We start from the raw sequence: 16,369 nt of genomic DNA on the forward strand, positions 1-16,369 counted from the left end.
CTTCTGTGGTCGGGGCGCGATCAGACCGACGCGAGGGCGTCTGCTGCGTCCTGGGCGAGGTCGGACGGCGAGGACAGGGTTCCGCGGATCGCGGTAGCGGCAGCCACGAGCGGTGAGACCAGGTGGGTACGCCCACCCTTGCCCTGACGGCCCTCGAAGTTGCGGTTCGACGTGGAGGCGCTGCGCTCCCCCGGTGCCAGCTGGTCCGGGTTCATGCCCAGGCACATCGAGCACCCGGCGTTGCGCCACTCGGCACCGAAGTCGAGGAAGACCTTGTCCAGTCCCTCGGCCTCGGCCTGCAGGCGCACCCGAGCCGAGCCGGGGACCACCAGGACGCGGAGCGTGTCGGCCTTCTTCTTGCCCTCGACGATCTCGGCGACGGCCCGCAGGTCCTCGATCCGGCCGTTCGTGCAGGATCCGATGAAGACGGTGTCGATCGCGATGTCGCGCAGCGGGGTACCCGGGTTGAGGCCCATGTACTCGATGGCGCGCTCGGCCGTGACGCGGTCGTTCTCGTCGGCGATCTCGGAGGGGATCGGGACGTTGGCGGACAGCGGCAGGCCCTGGCCCGGGTTGGTGCCCCAGGTGACGAACGGCTCCAGGTCGGTGGCCTCGAGGAAGACCTCGGTGTCGAAGGTCGCGTCGTCGTCCGTCTTGAGCGTCTTCCAGTACTCCACCGCAGCGTCCCAGTCGGCACTCTCGGGCGCGTGCGGGCGTCCCTTGAGGTACTCGAAGGTGATCTCGTCCGGGGCGATCATGCCGGCGCGGGCGCCGGCCTCGATGGACATGTTGCAGATCGTCATGCGACCTTCCATCGACAGCGCGCGGATGGCCTCGCCGCGGTACTCCAGGACGTAGCCCTGGCCCCCGCCGGTGCCGATCTTCGCGATGACGGCCAGGATGATGTCCTTGGCCGTGCTGCCCTCGGGCAGAGCGCCGTTGACGGTGATCGCCATCGTCTTGAACGGTGCCAGGGGCAGCGTCTGCGTGGCGAGCACGTGCTCGACCTCGGAGGTGCCGATGCCGAAGGCGAGGGCTCCGAAGGCGCCGTGGGTGGAGGTGTGGGAGTCGCCGCAGACGACTGTCAGCCCGGGCATGGTCAGGCCGAGCTGAGGGCCGACGACGTGCACGATGCCCTGGTCCGCGTCACCGAGGGAGTGGATGCGGACACCGAACTCCTTCGCGTTGTTGCGCAGGGTCTGGATCTGCGTGCGGCTCGTGAGGTCCGCGATCGGCAGGTCGATGTTCAGCGTCGGGGTGTTGTGGTCCTCGGTCGCGATCGTCAGGTCCGGGCGTCGGACCGGGCGACCAGCGAGCCGCAGTCCCTCGAACGCCTGGGGACTGGTGACCTCATGGACGAGGTGGAGGTCGATGTAGAGAAGGTCAGGAGCACCATCACTACCTCGGCGCACCAGGTGCGCATCCCAGACCTTCTCTGCCAGCGTGCCGGCCATCACTGTTCCTCTCGTACACCGTCCCTCGCGGCCCTCGGTGGCCTGTGCGGGTGACATGTGCGGTTTTGGGGGGCTTTCGGGGAAGTCCATTTGCGTCTCAGCCTTCGAGACTGCAATATCGACCTATGGACAATTCTAGCGGAGTCGGAGTGCTCGACAAGGCAGCATCCGTTTTGGGTGCTCTTGAGGCAGGACCGGCCACCCTCGCACAGCTCGTCGCAGCCACGCAACTGGCCCGCCCAACGGCCCATCGCCTAGCCGTGGCGCTGGAGCACCACCGTCTTGTCACGCGAGACATGCAGGGACGATTCGTGCTCGGACCGCGGCTCAACGAGCTCGCCACAGCCGCCGGAGAGGACCGCCTGCTCGCCGCAGCGAACCCGGTTCTGACCGCATTGCGAGACCACACCGGGGAGAGCGCCCAGCTCTACCGTCGCCAGGGCGACCAACGCATCTGCGTCGCGGCCGCCGAGCGACCGGTCGGCCTGCGCGACTCGATCCCGGTCGGAGCGACCCTGACGATGCACGCCGGCTCGGCCGCGCAGATCCTCCTCGCCTGGGAGGAGCCGGACCGCCTGCACCGCGGACTCCAGGGAGCGAAGTTCACCGCCACCATCCTCTCCGGTGTCCGACGCCGCGGCTGGGCCCAGTCCGTCTCCGAGCGCGAGGTGGGGGTCGCCTCCGTCTCGGCGCCTGTCCGCGGGCCGTCAGGGCGCATCGTGGCCGCCGTGTCCATCTCCGGCCCGGTCGAGCGCCTCAGCCGCCAGCCCGGACGCCTGCACGCCGGCTCCGTCGTCGCCGCCGCCAACCGCCTCACGGAGGTCCTGCGCCGTTCGGGCGAGTAGCCCCTCCACGTCCTGCTCCTCGCTCCTCCGGGCGCGGCACCCCCAGGGTGCCGCGCCCGAGCCGTCCCCAGGCCCGCGCCTTGGGCCGAGCCCGCCCGACTCCCCGTCGCCGAGCTCGTGAGCGGCTCGCCGAACTCGTGAGCCACGCGGGTCCAGCGTCGCGAGACGGCCGTGGCTCACGAGTTCGGCGAGCCATTCACGAGCTCGGCGGGGCGGGGGCGCGCGGGGGGGTCGGCGCGTGGGGGTGTGGCGAGGAGCACAGCCGGGGTCGCGCGTTGGGGAGCGGCGGAGCCGGCGGAGTGCAGGCGACGGCGAGGTGGCCGACTGCAGGCGCTCGCCACCGGGAAAGAACAAAGGCCCGACCGGCGGACCGGTCGGGCCTTGCGTTGTACCCCCAACGGGATTTGAACCCGTGTTACCGCCGTGAGAGGGCGGCGTCCTAGGCCGCTAGACGATGGGGGCCTAAGAACCTGATCAGCGGCGTTGCGGCCAGCAGATCAACTTCCGATTGAGAACTCTACATCATGAATCTCAGCGGTTCTGACACCGTGCGATCTGTAGAAATTCTCCGCTGGGGTACCAGGACTCGAACCTAGAATGTCGGTACCAGAAACCGATGTGTTGCCGATTACACCATACCCCAATGAGTCACGGCTTCCGCTGAATCGTCCCGCTTTCGCGGGGCTTTTCCGTGGGCCGCACCGAACGGAAACATTACCGGACGGTCGCCCGATCTACCAAACCCGCCTCCCCTGTCGGCCGCTTCAGGGCCTCCGGTCGCCGCTCCAGGCACCGCCTCCGGTCACCCCACCAGCAGCGCTCCCGCAGCGCGCCGGCAGGGCACGAGCAGGGCGCGAGCAGCGCAACGAGCGGAACACCAGTAGACCTGAGCGCGCCGACATGGCACGGTCAGTTCATGACCTCGAACCTCACGGGCGACGACCCAGCACCGATGACGACGGGTTCCGACGCCGCGCCCCCGCCGCAGGCTCATGGCGGGGCGAACCCCGCCTCCCGCGCGGACCGCGCACAGTCCTTCGAGCACGGGGCACAGGTCTACGCCCAGGTCCGCCCCGAGTACCCGCCCGAGGCCGTGGAGTGGTTGCTGCCTGCCGGCGCCGGGCCCGGCACGCACGTGCTCGATCTGGCCGCCGGGACGGGCAAGCTCACCCGGAGCCTGCTCGCGCGCGGGCTGCAGGTCACCGCGATCGAGCCGTCCCCCGCCATGCGAGCCGAGCTTGAGCGAGCACTCTCCCAGGTCACGGCGTCGGCGACGGTGCTGTCGGGGACCGCCGAGTCCATCCCGATGGAGACCGGGAGCGTCGACGCCGTCGTCGTCGGGCAGGCGTGGCACTGGTTCTCCCCCGAACCCGCCGCGGCCGAGATCGCCCGGGTGCTCCGACCGGGCGGGCGGCTGGGCATCGTGTGGAACGTCCGCGACAACTCCACGGACTGGGTCAGCGCCTTCACCGAGATCATCCACCGCGGCGACACCCTGACCGCGAGCTACCAGCCGCCGACGCTCGGCGCGACCGTGCTGGGCGACTCGGCGGGGTCCGGTGACACGGCAGAGCCCGGTGACATGGCAGTGCCCGGCACCCTCTTCGGGCCGCTCGAGCACACGACCGTCCGCTGGCACGACGCCGTCACGCCCGCGGACCTGCGGGCCCTCGCCGCCTCGCGCAGCTACCTGCTCACCCTCGACGCCACCAGCCGCGAGGCCCTGCTCGACGCCGTCGAGCACCTCACGCGGACACATCCGGACCTGCGCGGCAAGGACCTCATCGACCTCCCCTACGACGCACAGTGCTGGCGCGCGGACCGCCTGCCGGCGCCAGCACCTCAGGGATCCGGCCGTGGCTGACCGCCTCGTGGGAGACCCGGCCGAGGCCGGCCCGGTGACCGCCGACGACGTGCGGGAGAGCGCACGATGGTTCGCCCAGGTGCTGGCGGCCGGCAAGCACGGAGACCTCGACGCCCCGGCGGGCGCGCTCGCCTGGTCCTGCTGGCGCACCGGCGAGCACGTGGTCGACGACATGCTCGCCTACGCGCTCCAGCTCGCCGGCCTGCCGAAGGTCGGCTACCTGCCGATGGTGGCCGCGGACGGCGGAGACGACCTCGCCCGGGTGGATCGCGCCAGCGGCGTCGGCGGGCTCAGCGACACGCTCGTGGCGAGCGCGGAGCTGCTCGCGACCCAGGTGGCGAGCGCCGCGCCCGACGCGCGCGCCTATCACCCCTACGGGATCTCCGACGGTCCCGGCTTCGCCGCGATGGGCGTCGTCGAGCTCCTCGTCCACGGGTACGACGTCGCGCAAGGGCTGGGGGTGGACGTCACCCCCGCGAGCCGGCTGCCGATCCCCGAAGGGCCCGCCCTGCGGGCCGTCCACCGGCTGTTCGCCCATCCACCCGGGGCTCGCCCGGCGGCGGCGCTGCTGTGGTGCACCGGTCGCATCCCGCTGCCCGGGACCCCCCGGCGGACCCGATGGACGTGGGACTCCGCGGTCCGGTGACCCGTCAGACCCGCGCGCCTCAGCCCAGGAGGAGGACTCCCCCGAGGCTGACGCCGACGGCGATGGTGGCCGAGATCGCACCGAGCGCCAGCGGGCGCCCACCCGTGGCGACCAGCCTGCGCAGGTCGACGCCGGTGCCGAGGGCGAACATCGCGGCCGCGAGCATGAGATTGCTCACAGTCGCGGCCCCGTCGAGCAGCCCCTGCGGGAGCACCCCCGTGGACCGGACCAGGACTGCGAGCAGGAACCCGAGGACGAACAGCGGGACCGGCGCCACCGCGGCGCGGCGGGGCTGACCGGCGTCGTCAGCGCCGAGGCGGCGCGCCTCGCGCGTGCGGCAGACCAGGGCGACGCCGGCGGTGAGCGGGGCGAGCAGGACCACCCGCGCGAGCTTGGTGACCGTGGCCGCGGCCAGCGCGGTGGTCGAGACCATCCCGGCCGCGGCGACGACCTGGCCGACCTCCTGCACGCTCGCCCCGATCCACAGCCCGGCCTGGGCGTCGTCGAGCCCGATGACCGCGACCAACCACGGCAGCACGACGATCGCGAGCGACCCGTAGATCGTCACGAGGGCGAGTGCGGTGCCCAGCGCGTCGGAGGCGTCGGTGTCCCCGGGCGACGTGGCGCGCTCGCGGGGTCCGACGGTCCCGGCCATCGCGGCGATGGCCACGGCCCCGCAGATGGAGAACCCGGTGGCGACGTAGAGCCGGGTCAGCCGGGCCACCCCCATGGCCTTGCCGACCATGAGCGTGCCGAGGAAGGTACAGGTCACCGTCGCACCGATGACGCCAGCTCCGCGCCAGCCCAGGTCGGCCACCTGGCCCAGGGAGAGCCTGAGGCCGAGCAGCACCACCCCGGCGCGCAGGACGTGCTTGGTGGTCCATCCCAGGCCGGTGGTGGCTGCGGCGGGCGTGCGCCGGACCGAGCCGAGGACAGCACCCAGGACGAGCGCCACGACGAGCGGGGACACTGCGGCGCCGAAGGCTGCGGCGACCACCCAGGAGAGCGCTGAGCTGACTGCCGTCGCCACGAGGGCGAGCACGAGTCCGGGCGCGATGCCGGGTGCGAGTCCGGGCGCGAGTCCGGGCGCGAGTCCGGGCGCGATGCCGGGTGCGATGCTGGGAGCTGTGCCACGCGCCGGGGCGGCAGTCCAACCGGTTCTGTTCACCCCTCCAGCCTGGTGCACCCCGGGACCGCCCTGACCCCCCAACCACCCCCGCTGCTATAGTCTCAGGCTATGGCTGACAGGAGGGGTGGCGACCGCAGCGACACCCGGGCGCCACGCACGTCGCTGGCCGCGCTCGAGGTCCTCGTCGCGAGCGACACCCACGGCTCCATCAGCGCCGGGGCGCGGGCCATCGGCCTGTCCCAGCCGAGCGCCTCGGCCACCCTGCGACGCCTGGAGCGCGACCTCGGGCTCGAGCTCCTCGCCCGCACCTCTCGGGGGGCCACCCTCACCGACGCGGGGCGCGCCGTCGCCGCCTGGGCCCAGACCGTGCTGGCCGCCTCCGACCGCTTCGAGCAGGGCGTCACCGCGTTGCGCGAAGCACCCACCCCGCGCGTGCGCCTCGCGGCGTCCATGACCATCGCCGAGCACCTCGTGCCGCGGTGGCTCATGCAGATCGGCGCGGACGTCGAGCTCATCGTGCGCAACTCCCACGACGTGATGGACCTCGTCCTGGCCGACGCCGCCGACCTCGGCTTCGTCGAGGGCACCTCCGTGCGGCGCGGGCTGCGCAGCCGGACGATCATGCGCGACACCCTCGTCGTCGTCGTCGGCTCCCAGCACCCGTGGGCCCGCCGGCGCGCCGCGCGCGCCTCCCTCGCCGAGCTCGTCGCGGCGCGGCTGGTCATCCGCGAGGAGGGGTCGGGCACGCGCGACATCCTCGAGCACGCTCTCGCCGCCGCCGGGGCCGAGCTCCCCGGGCACCTGCCCCACCTGGGGTCCTCGGCGGCCCTGAAGACCGCTGTGCAGTACTCCGACGCCGTGACGGTGCTCTCCGAGCTCGCCGTCGCCGAGGACCTGGACCGCGGGTCGCTCGTCCGGATCGAGGTGCCCGGGCTCACCCTGGACCGGCGGCTGCGCCTGGTCTGGAAGGACGGCGCGGAGCTCAGCGCGCCGGTGCGCGAGATCGCCGCGCTCGTCACCGCACCCCAGGCCGGCTGACCCGCCCGCACGCGGGCGGGTCCGCGCCTCAGCCGAGCAACGTGTCCAGCTCGGCCAGCGCCGAGATCACGACGACGCCGCTCGCGCCGGCCGCGCCCGGGTCCTCCTCGTGCACTCCGCCGCGCCGGCTGCCCGGGCGGTCGATCCAGGCGCCGTAGAGCCCGGCGTTGATGGCCGCACGGGCGTCCAGGTCGAGCTCGTCGCCCACGTAGAGGGTGCGGGCCGGGTCGGTCCCCAGCCGGGAGCACGCCTCGAGGAAGACCCGGGGGTCCGGCTTGCCGAACCCGAGGGTGTCCAGACCCACGAGCATGGGCACGTGCCCCAGGCCCGTGCGGGCGAGCTTGAGCGCCTGGTAGTCGGAGATCGCATTGGACAGCGCACCGACCGCGAGGCCCCGGGCGAGCGCAGCGGCCACGGCCGGGGCCGCGTCGTCGTGCGCCGCCCAGCCCTGCTGGAAGCCGGCCTCGAAGACGGCGTCCCAGGCCTGGAAGTCGTCGGCGTCCAGCGGGGCGCCGCCGAACTCGGCCTGCAGCTGGTTCGCCCGGATGAGGCGCTGCTCGCCCAGGGTCAGCTCGCCCCGGGTGTACCGGCGGTAGTTGCCGTCGGAGTCGGAGCGCCAGGTGGTGAGCACCTCGTCATAGCGCTCACGCGGCAGGTCGGCGAGGTAGACGCCGGCGACGGCGGTCATCGCCGCGCCGAAGGCCGACCTCGTGTTGACAAGGGTGTCGTCGATGTCGAACAGCACCCCGTCGATGGGGCCACGGCCCGCGAAGACGACCCCGCTCACAGGCTGGCCCGGAGCGCGCGCAGCCGGGTCAGGGTCGCGTCCTTGCCGAGGATCTCCATCGACTCGAACAGCGGCGGGGAGACCCGGCGTCCGGTGATCGCCACCCGCAGCGGCGCGAAGGCGAACTTCGGCTTGATCTCCAGCTGCTCGACCAGGACGGCCTTGAGCGCCTCCTGCTGGGCGGCGGGGCTGAAGTCCTCGAGGGCGGCGAGGGTGTCGATCGCGTGGTCGAGGACCGTGGCGGCCTCCTCCCGCAGTGCCGCGCGGGCCTCGTCCTCGACCGCCACCGCGTCGTCGGCCGCGAAGAGGAAGCCGAGCATGCCCGGTGCCTCACCGAGCAGCGTCATGCGCTCCTGGACCAGGGGCGAGCCGGCGTCGAGCAGGCGCTGGTGGGCGCCGTCGAGGTCGGCGTAGGAACCGCTCGGGACCAGGCCGGCCGCGTGCAGGTACGGCACGAGACGGTTCCGGAAGTCCTCCGGGGCCAGCAGGCGCAGGTGCGTGGCGTTGATGGCCTCAGCCTTCTTCAGGTCGAAGCGGGCCGGGTTGGGCAGCACGTCGGCGACGTCGAAGGCGGCCACCATCTCCGCGAGGGAGAAGATGTCGTTGTCGGACGCGATGGACCAGCCGAGCAGCGCGAGGTAGTTGAGCAGCCCCTCGGGGATGAACCCGCGGTCCTTGTGCAGGAAGAGGTTCGACTCCGGGTCGCGCTTGGAGAGCTTCTTGTTGCCCTCACCCATGACGTAGGGCAGGTGCCCGAAGGCCGGCATGACCTTCGCGACGCCGAGCTCGAGCAGCGCACGGTAGAGGACCACCTGGCGCGGGGTGGAGGAGAGCAGGTCCTCCCCGCGCAGCACGTGGGTGATCTCCATGAGCGCGTCGTCGACCGGGTTGACCAGCGTGTACAGCGGCTGACCGTTGGCGCGGACGATGACGTAGTCGGGGACGGTGCCCACCTTGAAGGTGACGTCGCCGCGCACGAGGTCGGTGAAGGTCACGTCCTCGTCGGGCATCCGCATGCGCAGCACCGGCTCGCGGCCGGCGGCCCGGAAGGCGGCCTTCTGCTCGTCGGTGAGGGTGCGGTCGAAGCCGTCGTAGCCCATGACCTTGGGGCGCCCGGCGGCGACGTTGCGCGCCTCGGTCTCCTCCGGCGTCGTGAAGGACTCGTAGGCGTAGCCGCCCGCGACGAGCTTGGCGATGACGTCGGAGTAGATGTCGGCGCGCTGCGACTGGCGGTACGGCTCGTGCGGCCCGCCGACCTCGATGCCCTCGTCCCAGTCCAGCCCGAGCCAGCGCAGCGCCTGGAGCAGCTGCTGGTAGCTCTCCTCGGAGTCGCGCTCGGCGTCGGTGTCCTCGATCCGGAACACGAAGGTCCCGCCCACGTGCCGGGCGTAGGCCCAGTTGAACAGGGCGGTGCGGATCAGCCCGACGTGCGGGGTCCCGGTCGGTGAGGGACAGAAGCGGACACGGATGTCGCTGCCGGTCACGGGGGTGGAGCTGAGCACAGCGGGGGTGGTCTCTGCAGACACGAACACACCTGGGTTTCGGATCGGGGAACGACGAAGGGGGGCCGGTGAGGGCCCCCCTTAGAGTACCCAGTCCCTCCCGGGCTCAGTCCTCGCCGTAGCTGCGGCGCACGACCGGGTTGCTCAGCACACCGATGCCCTCGACCTCGCACTCGACCCGGTCACCCGCGACGATCGGCCCGACCCCGGCCGGTGTGCCGGTGAGGATGAGGTCCCCGGGCAGCAGCGTGAACGCCTCGGAGACGTAGGAGACGAGGAAGGCCACGTCGAAGACCATGTCCCGGGTGTTGCCGTCCTGGCGGGCCTCGCCGTTGACTCGCGAGGAGACACCCAGCTCGTCCGTCTCCAGGTTGGTGACGATCCACGGGCCGATCGGGCAGGAGGAGTCGAAGCCCTTCGCCCGGGCCCACTGCCCGTCGGTGCGCTGGACGTCGCGGGCCGTGACGTCGTTGGCCACGGTGTAGCCAAGCACGTGCTTGAGGGCGCTCTCGGGGGTGACGTTCTTGGTGACCTTGCCGATGACGATCGCGAGCTCGGCCTCGTAGCTGACCTCGCTGGAGAACTCGGGCAGCACGATGGGGTCGTCCGGGCCGATCACCGAGGTGTTCGGCTTGAAGAAGAGCATCGGGCTGCCGGGGACCTCGTTGCCCATCTCCGCGGCGTGGTCGGCGTAGTTGCGCCCCACCCCGATGATCTTGGACCGCGGGATGACGGGTGCGAGGAGTCGCACCCCGTCACCGATCTCGATCCGTTCGCCCGTGGGCGTGACGGGCATGTACAGCGGGTCCCCGCTCAGCACGGCGAGGAAGTCCTTGCCGTGCTCGGTCTGCACAATGCCAAAACGCGGGTCATTTCCGGTGGTGAATCTCGCGATACGCACGGGGCAAGCCTACGTCGCTCAGGCTCAGGCTCGAGCGAGGATCTCGCCGTTGAGCACGGAGAACCACCCGTCGGGCTGCTCGGCCCACCGCTGCCACTCGTGCGCGAGCTCCTCGAGCGCCACGTCGTCGGCCAGGTGGGACTCCTGGGCCTGGACCGCGAAGTTCGAGGCGATGCACCGCTCCGCCCACAGCCCACCCCACCAGGCGCGGGACTCGGGTGAGGCGTAGCACCACACGCCGGCCGAGGCGGTGAGGTCGTCCGGGGCGAAGCCCGCTTCCTGGAACCAGCTGAGCAGACGGCGCCCGGCGTCGGCCTGGTAGCCGTAGGCGGCGGTGACCTCGTGGTACAGCGTGTTCCACTCGGTGAGCCCGGGAGACTCCGGGTACCAGGTCATGGCGCCGTAGTCGGCGTCGCGGGCAGCGACGATGCCACCCGGCTTCGCGACCCGGCGCATCTCGGTGATCGCGGCGATCGGGTCGGAGAGGTGTTGGAGCAGCTGGTGGGCGTGCACCACGTCGAAGGTGTTGTCCTCGAAGGGGAGCTTGTAGGCGTTGGCGTACTCGAAGCTCACGTTGTCCACGCCGGAGGAGGCGGCCAGCTCGCGCGCGGAGTCGAGGATCGTGGTCGCGGCATCGACGCCGACGACCTTCCCGGGGCCGACGAGGCGGGCGAGGTCGACGGTGACGGTGCCCGGGCCGCAGCCGACGTCGAGGACGGACATGCCTTCACGCAGCAGCGGGACGAGGTGCGCCGCGGAGTTCGCTGCGGTGCGCGACTTGTGCGAGCGCAGCACGGACTCGTGGTGGCCGTGGGTGTAGGACTCGGACTCGCGGGACTGTTCGCTGCCGTGGGCTCCTGTGGGGGCCTCGCGGTGCGTGTCGGTCGGTGCGACGGTGCGCTCCGGGGTGGTCGGGTTCATAGGTATGACCGTATGCGGGTCGTGACATAAATGAGACCTCGTTCTCAGATCGTGGGCATCGGGGTGAGACGAGGTTTCCTTTCCGGCTCCCGCTCGACGTACGTTCGTCGGTATGCGCACCTCCCCTGAGCTCCGCCACCTCGGCTCCTCCGGCCTGACCGTCTCCGTCGTCGGCCTCGGCTGCAACAACCTCGGCCGGCCCCGCTGCGCGACGCAGACGCTGGAGGGCAGCCAGCTCGTCGTGGACGCCGCCCTCGAGGCGGGCATCACGTTCTTCGACGTCGCCGACGTCTACGGGGCCGTCCCGGGGCTGTCGGAGGAGATCCTCGGGCGGACCCTGGGCACCCGGCGCGCGGACGTGGTCGTCGCGACGAAGTTCGGCATGGACATGGACGGCGGCAACGGCGCCGACCTCGGCGCCCGCGGGTCGCGGCGCTACATCCTCACCTCCGTCGAGGCGTCCCTGCGCCGCCTCGGCACGGACTGGATCGACCTCTACCAGTTCCACACCCCGGACGCCGGGACGCCCATCGAGGAGACGCTCAGCGCCCTCGACGCCCTGGTCACCAGCGGCAAGGTCCGCTACATCGGGCACTCCAACCGGGCCGGGTGGCAGATCGCCGAGGCTGAGCTGGTCGCCCGGCAGCTGGGCACCGAGCGGTTCGTCTCCGCCCAGAACCACTACAACTTGCTCGACCGCCGCGCCGAGCTCGAGGTGGTGCCGGCCGCGAGCGCCTACGGTCTCGGCCTGCTCCCCTACTTCCCGCTCGCCAACGGGCTGCTCACCGGCAAGTACGCGGCGTCCGGGGGCCCGGCAGACGGGCGGATCACCCACTCCAAGCCGGCCCTGCTCGAGTCCGCGCCGTGGGAGGCGCTGGGCCGCTACTCCGCGTTTGCGCGCGAGCGCGACCTGACCGAGGTGGAGGTCGCGTTCTCCTGGCTGGCCGCGCAGCCGGTCGTGGCGTCGGTGATCGCCGGGGCGACCCGTCCCGAGCAGGTCGTGCAGAACGCCGCGGCCGTCCACCCCCTGACACCCGCCGACCTCGCCGAGCTCGACGCGATCTTCCCCGCTCCGGGGAAGATCGCGCTGTTCTGAGCCGGCGGGGTCCCCGCGCCTCCCCGCGCCTCCCCGGCGCGCACCGCCTAGCGTGAAGCCATGGCCACCTGGGACGAGGTCCGTCGATGCGCGCTCGCGCTTCCTCTGGCGACGGAGCGTCCCGCCTGGGGGACGCCCGCCTGGCGTATCAAGGAGCGGCTGTTCGTCTGGGACCGCCCGCTGCGCCCCACGGACCTCGCCGAGCTGGGTCCCACAGCCCCTGACGGTCCGATCGTCGGGTTCTACGTCGCCGACGCCGGCGAGAAGGCCGCGCTGATCGCCGAGGACCCGGAGGTGTTCTTCACCATCACCCATCTGGACGGGCATCCGATCGTCCTGGGACGCCTGAGCCAGATCGACGTCGACCGCCTCACCGAGCTCGTGGTCGAGTCCTGGCTGGTCCGGGCACCCGTGCGGCTGGCACGGGAGTACCTGGACGCCCACGACGTAGGCTGAACCGGTGCCCAGCTCCCCCGTCCCCGCGACCACCGCCACCTTCGCGCGCGCTGCCGCGCCGATGGACTTCCCGCAGTGGTCCGCGCGCGAGGCCGCGCACGCCGAGCGCGCCGACGCCGCGACGGCCGGCTGGCGCGAGCGCCGCCTCAGCGGTGCCAAGCACGAGATCGACGACTTCCTCTTCACGTACTACAAGACCCGCCCGGGCCCGCTGCGCCGCTGGCACCCCGGTGCCGGGGTCACGCTGCTCGACGACGCGGCCTCCCCCGGGCAGATCGCCGACCGTCTCACCTGGCGCTGGCACATCCCGGCCGAGGGCGGCGTCACGGTCGACACCGCCGCCTTCCTCGCCGAGCGCGGAGGCACCGTCACCTATGTCCGCGACCTCGTCGCGGCGACCGCCGGGCGCCCCGCGAACGTGGGGTGCTTCGGGCTGCACGAGTGGGCGATGGTCTACAAGCAGGGTGCCGGCACCCGGCACATGCTGCCGCTGCGGCTGGGCGCCGCCGGGACCGACGAGGTGGTCGAGGCGCACCAGATCCGCTGCTCGCACTTCGACGCCTTCCGCTTCTTCACCCCCGAGGCCGTCCCGCTCAACCGGCTCCAGCCCACCCGCGACGACCAGCCCGCGCTCGAGCAGCCCGGCTGCCTGCACGCCGGGATGGACCTGTTCAAGTGGACGAACAAGCTCGTCCCGCTGCTGCCCAGCGAGCTGGTCCTGGACTGCTTCGAGCTGGCCCGCGACATCCGCCTGCTGGACATGCAGGCCTCCCCCTACGACGTCTCCCGGTTCGGCCAGGACGCCGTGATGATCGAGACCCCCGAGGGCAAGGCGGAGTACTCCCACCGCCAGCGCGACTTCGCCGACCGGGCCGCCCCGCTGCGGGACCGGATCGTCCAGGCGTGCGACCGGGCGCTGGAGGACGGCTCCGTCTGAGGCCCCGGCATGGGGTGGCGACTCAGCTCGCCGGCCCGTTTCATCTCTCCGGCCCGTCCCACACCAGCAGCCCGTCGGTGCGCCGCCGCGCGCCCTCCGCCACGCGATGCCCGACGACGCGACCTCCCGGCATGAGGTGGCGCACCTTCCAGCCGTGGCCGAGCACCGCGACCTCGGCGATGAGGCGGCGGTGGCAGCGCCACCACACGCTCTCGCTGCACAGCACAGCCGTGGCGCCGACGCCGGCGACGTCGCCGGTCAGCTCGGCGAATCCCGCCGCGAACTCCGGCGTCCGGGTGTGGGCGGCGTAGGCCCGGAATGCCTCGACCGTCCACCACCCGTCCAGGCTACGCTCCCCCGCCGGCAGCCGGCGCCGTCCGCCCAGGCGCTCATCCCAGCGGTAGGTCACGCCCGCACCGGGCAGCCACTCCGCGAGCGCTGGACCGCCCACGTCCGGGTTGGCACGGCTCCCGGGGTAGCGGCGGACATCGACCAGGCGGGTCACGCCACCGGCGTGCAGCTGCGCGGTGAGACCGTCACGGTCGAGGCGGCCGTGGCCGAGGGTGAAGAGCTCAGGCATACCTCGTGTCTAGCACGGCGCCGCGGCCAGGGGCCGCGGGCCCTCTCACACGTCCACGGCCTCGAAAGCCCGGGCGCCGCGCGGCTCCGGCGCCCAGATGTCTCCGGGCAGGTCGCCGGGCAGCAGCGGGTTGCCCACCCCGACGAACAGCTCCTCCCCGCGCCCCGCGCGGACCTTGCCCTCGTAGTCGCGCAGTGCGCCGAGCGCCCACTTCCCCAGCAGCGAGATGGCGACGAGGTTGACGATCGCCATGAGCGCCATGGCGATGTCGGCGAGCGCCCACACCGCGTCCAGGCTGAGCAGGGCCCCGGACCCGATGGCTGCCAGGACGAGGGTCCGCAGGACAGTGAGCCCTCTGCCGCGCACCCCGAGGAAGGCCAGGTTGACCTCGGCGTAGGAGTAGTTGCCCAGCACCGAGGAGAAGGCGAAGACGAAGAGCAGGGCCGTCATCAGCGGAGTCGTCCAGGTGCCCAGCGTCTCGGCGACGGCGGACGTCGTCAGGGAGGCACCGACCGCCTCGGTCGTGGACCCCGGGTCGTAGATGCTGGGTCCGGCCACGAGGATCATGAACGCGGTCGCCGAGCACACGACCATGGTGTCCACGAACACCCCGAGAGACTGGATGAGCCCCTGCTTCGCGGGGTGGCTCACGGTGGCGGTCGCTGCGGTGTTCGGCACGCTGCCCATGCCGGCCTCGTTGGAGAACAGGCCGCGCTTGACGCCGTTGAGCAGCGCCGCGAGGATCCCACCTGCCGTCCCGGCGGCCGCCTGGTCCAGGCCGAAGGCACCTTCGACGATCATCGTGACCACGCGGGGGATCTCGCCGAGGTTGAGCCCGACCACCACGAGGGCGAGCAGCACGTACACGCCGGCCATGATCGGCAGCAGCACACCGGCGACCGAGGCGACTCGGCGCACGCCCCCGAAGAGCACCGGGGCGGCGAGGATCATCAGGCCCACCGCGGTCCACTCGGTGCTCACCCCGTGCCCGGCGAGCGCGTCGGAGATGGTGTTGGACTGGACCATGTTGAAGGCGAATCCGAAGGCGAAGATGAGCAGCAGGGCGAAGAGCACCGCGACGGGACGCGAGCCCAGGCCGCGCTGGATGTAGTAGGCCGGCCCGCCGCGGAAGCTGCCGTCCTCGGCGCGGACCTTGAACATCTGCCCCAGCGTCGACTCGATGAAGGCCGTCGCCATCCCGAGGAACGCCACCACCCACATCCAGAAGATCGCGCCCGGGCCGCCCAGGGTGAGGGCGATCGCGACGCCGACGATGTTCCCGGTCCCCACCCGCGAGGCGAGGCCGACGCAGAAGGCCTGGAAGGAGGAGATCCCGCCGTCGGAGTGCCCGCGGGACCCCACGACCACCCGCCACATCTGCCGGGCCAGGCGGACCTGGACCGCGCGGGTGCGCACCGTGAAGTAGATGCCCGCCCCCACGAGCAGGTAGATGAGCACGTAGGTGTAGAGGAAGCTGCTCACCGGGTCGATGAGTGCGGTCCTGAGTGCGTCCATGGTGCCCTCCAGCGCTTGTGGTTCCGGACAGAGTAGGTGCACCGGTCCCACTCGCGGACCACAGGTCCGTCGACGCGCCGCCGCTCGCATCGCTCAACCTTTCGGTTGATCGCCGCAGGTCGATCACCAGAGACAATGGTGGTGTCCCTCGATCCACCCGTCACTGCGCCCCATCACTCAGCCCCGTCACTCAGCCCAGGAGCTCCCGCGTGTCCTTCACCCCCCGCCTGTTCTTCCGCGCCGTCGCGATCGCCGAGGCGGTGACGTGGACCCTGCTCATCGCCGGGATGGTCGCCAAGTACGGGTTCGACGCCGGGCCGGCGCCGGTGCGGATCGGCGGCGGGGTGCACGGCTTCGTCTTCATCGTCTACGTGCTCACCGCGGTCGTCGTCGGGCTCAACCAGCGCTGGCCGGCGCGGCTCACCGCGCTCGCGGTGATCACCGCCGTCGTGCCCTACGCGACCATCCCCTTCGATCTCTCCGTCGACCGTCGGGGCCGCCTCGACGGCGGGTGGCGCACCACCGCGTCCGACGACGCCCGCGACTCCGGCCGCCTGGACACGCTGCTGCGCTGGATGCTGGCACGTCCGGCGACCTTCGTCGGGGTGTTCCTCGTCGGGTCCGTGGTGATCATGTCCGTGCTGCTGATCCTCGGCCCTCCCGGGGAGTGGGGCGCCTGAGCGCGCACCCTCTGGGAG

16 protein-coding genes and 2 tRNA genes are annotated in these 16,369 nt (G+C 72.0%); 8 read left to right on the forward strand and 10 right to left on the reverse strand.

Translation table 11 applies throughout. The annotated features are described in order from the left end of the window. Positions 1–20: 20 nt before the first annotated feature. The gene (gene leuC, locus ACWA15_RS13025; RefSeq protein WP_464055750.1) at positions 21–1,454 is read right to left on the reverse strand and encodes a 3-isopropylmalate dehydratase large subunit; all 1,434 of its coding nucleotides are present in this window, start codon (positions 1,452–1,454) and stop codon (positions 21–23) included. Between the two features lie 125 nt (positions 1,455–1,579). Between leuC and ACWA15_RS13030 the strand changes: the two genes are divergently transcribed. After that, the gene (locus ACWA15_RS13030; protein ID WP_066461661.1) at positions 1,580–2,299 is read left to right on the forward strand and encodes an IclR family transcriptional regulator; all 720 of its coding nucleotides are present in this window, start codon (positions 1,580–1,582) and stop codon (positions 2,297–2,299) included. Between the two features lie 389 nt (positions 2,300–2,688). Here the strand turns inward: ACWA15_RS13030 and ACWA15_RS13035 are convergent. Together ACWA15_RS13035 and ACWA15_RS13040 are read right to left on the reverse strand one after the other, a co-directional pair. Then, a tRNA-Glu gene (locus ACWA15_RS13035) sits at positions 2,689–2,761 on the reverse strand. Between the two features lie 109 nt (positions 2,762–2,870). Continuing rightward, positions 2,871–2,942 (reverse strand) — tRNA-Gln (locus ACWA15_RS13040). Positions 2,943–3,215: 273 nt separating this feature from the next. On the opposite strand from ACWA15_RS13040, the gene ACWA15_RS13045 reads away from it, so the two are divergent. Further along, positions 3,216–4,163, forward strand: coding sequence for a class I SAM-dependent methyltransferase (locus tag ACWA15_RS13045; protein ID WP_464055751.1), 948 nt, complete (start codon positions 3,216–3,218; stop codon positions 4,161–4,163). After that, a complete protein-coding gene (locus ACWA15_RS13050; protein ID WP_464055752.1) occupies positions 4,156–4,809 on the forward strand; it encodes a DinB family protein in 654 nt (217 codons plus the stop codon). The genes ACWA15_RS13045 and ACWA15_RS13050 overlap by 8 nt, the downstream gene beginning before the upstream one ends. A gap of 19 nt (positions 4,810–4,828) precedes the next feature. Here the strand turns inward: ACWA15_RS13050 and ACWA15_RS13055 are convergent, their stop codons facing one another. Next, positions 4,829–5,977 (reverse strand): YeiH family protein, encoded by a 1,149-nt coding sequence (locus ACWA15_RS13055; protein ID WP_464055753.1) that lies wholly within the window; start codon positions 5,975–5,977, stop codon positions 4,829–4,831. 69 nt (positions 5,978–6,046) lie between these two features. On the opposite strand from ACWA15_RS13055, the gene ACWA15_RS13060 reads away from it, so the two are divergent. Beyond that, positions 6,047–6,976 carry a LysR family transcriptional regulator gene (locus tag ACWA15_RS13060; protein WP_464055754.1) on the forward strand — a complete coding sequence of 310 codons (930 nt, stop codon included), beginning with the start codon at positions 6,047–6,049 and terminating at the stop codon, positions 6,974–6,976. Positions 6,977–7,004: 28 nt separating this feature from the next. Here the strand turns inward: ACWA15_RS13060 and ACWA15_RS13065 are convergent, their stop codons facing one another. The 4 genes from ACWA15_RS13065 to ACWA15_RS13080 form a co-directional block, all read right to left on the reverse strand. Further along, the gene (locus ACWA15_RS13065; protein WP_464055755.1) at positions 7,005–7,763 is read right to left on the reverse strand and encodes an HAD family hydrolase; all 759 of its coding nucleotides are present in this window, start codon (positions 7,761–7,763) and stop codon (positions 7,005–7,007) included. Further along, positions 7,760–9,289 (reverse strand): glutamate--tRNA ligase, encoded by a 1,530-nt coding sequence (gltX, locus tag ACWA15_RS13070; protein WP_464055756.1) that lies wholly within the window; start codon positions 9,287–9,289, stop codon positions 7,760–7,762. Before gltX ends, ACWA15_RS13065 begins: the two co-directional genes overlap by 4 nt. 82 nt (positions 9,290–9,371) lie before the next feature. Beyond that, positions 9,372–10,166: a fumarylacetoacetate hydrolase family protein gene (locus ACWA15_RS13075; RefSeq protein WP_464055757.1), complete on the reverse strand. Its 795-nt coding sequence runs from the start codon at positions 10,164–10,166 to the stop codon at positions 9,372–9,374. A gap of 24 nt (positions 10,167–10,190) precedes the next feature. Further along, positions 10,191–11,087 (reverse strand): methyltransferase domain-containing protein, encoded by an 897-nt coding sequence (locus ACWA15_RS13080; RefSeq protein WP_464055758.1) that lies wholly within the window; start codon positions 11,085–11,087, stop codon positions 10,191–10,193. A 112-nt stretch (positions 11,088–11,199) separates the two neighbouring features. On the opposite strand from ACWA15_RS13080, the gene ACWA15_RS13085 reads away from it, so the two are divergent. The 3 genes from ACWA15_RS13085 (at position 11,200) to ACWA15_RS13095 (ending at position 13,576) form a co-directional block, all read left to right on the forward strand. Further along, positions 11,200–12,183, forward strand: coding sequence for an aldo/keto reductase (locus ACWA15_RS13085; RefSeq protein WP_464055759.1), 984 nt, complete (start codon positions 11,200–11,202; stop codon positions 12,181–12,183). Between the two features lie 60 nt (positions 12,184–12,243). After that, positions 12,244–12,639, forward strand: a complete 396-nt coding sequence (locus ACWA15_RS13090) for an MmcQ/YjbR family DNA-binding protein (RefSeq protein ID WP_464055760.1) — start codon at positions 12,244–12,246, stop codon at positions 12,637–12,639. A gap of 61 nt (positions 12,640–12,700) precedes the next feature. Continuing rightward, on the forward strand, positions 12,701–13,576 hold the full coding sequence (locus ACWA15_RS13095; protein ID WP_464059508.1) for a 3-methyladenine DNA glycosylase: 876 nt from the start codon (positions 12,701–12,703) through the stop codon (positions 13,574–13,576). 40 nt (positions 13,577–13,616) lie between these two features. Here the strand turns inward: ACWA15_RS13095 and ACWA15_RS13100 are convergent, their stop codons facing one another. Continuing rightward, complete coding sequence (locus ACWA15_RS13100; protein WP_464055762.1) at positions 13,617–14,156, reverse strand: DUF488 domain-containing protein; 540 nt, start codon at positions 14,154–14,156, stop codon at positions 13,617–13,619. A 45-nt stretch (positions 14,157–14,201) separates the two neighbouring features. Then, complete coding sequence (locus ACWA15_RS13105; protein ID WP_464055763.1) at positions 14,202–15,671, reverse strand: alanine/glycine:cation symporter family protein; 1,470 nt, start codon at positions 15,669–15,671, stop codon at positions 14,202–14,204. 209 nt (positions 15,672–15,880) lie between these two features. Here ACWA15_RS13105 and ACWA15_RS13110 point away from each other — a divergent pair, with 209 nt between their 5' ends. Continuing rightward, positions 15,881–16,351 (forward strand): DUF3817 domain-containing protein, encoded by a 471-nt coding sequence (locus ACWA15_RS13110; protein WP_464055765.1) that lies wholly within the window; start codon positions 15,881–15,883, stop codon positions 16,349–16,351. Positions 16,352–16,369: the final 18 nt, after the last annotated feature.

The sequence above is a fragment of the Sanguibacter sp. TS_SC_8 genome, from assembly GCF_055361235.1.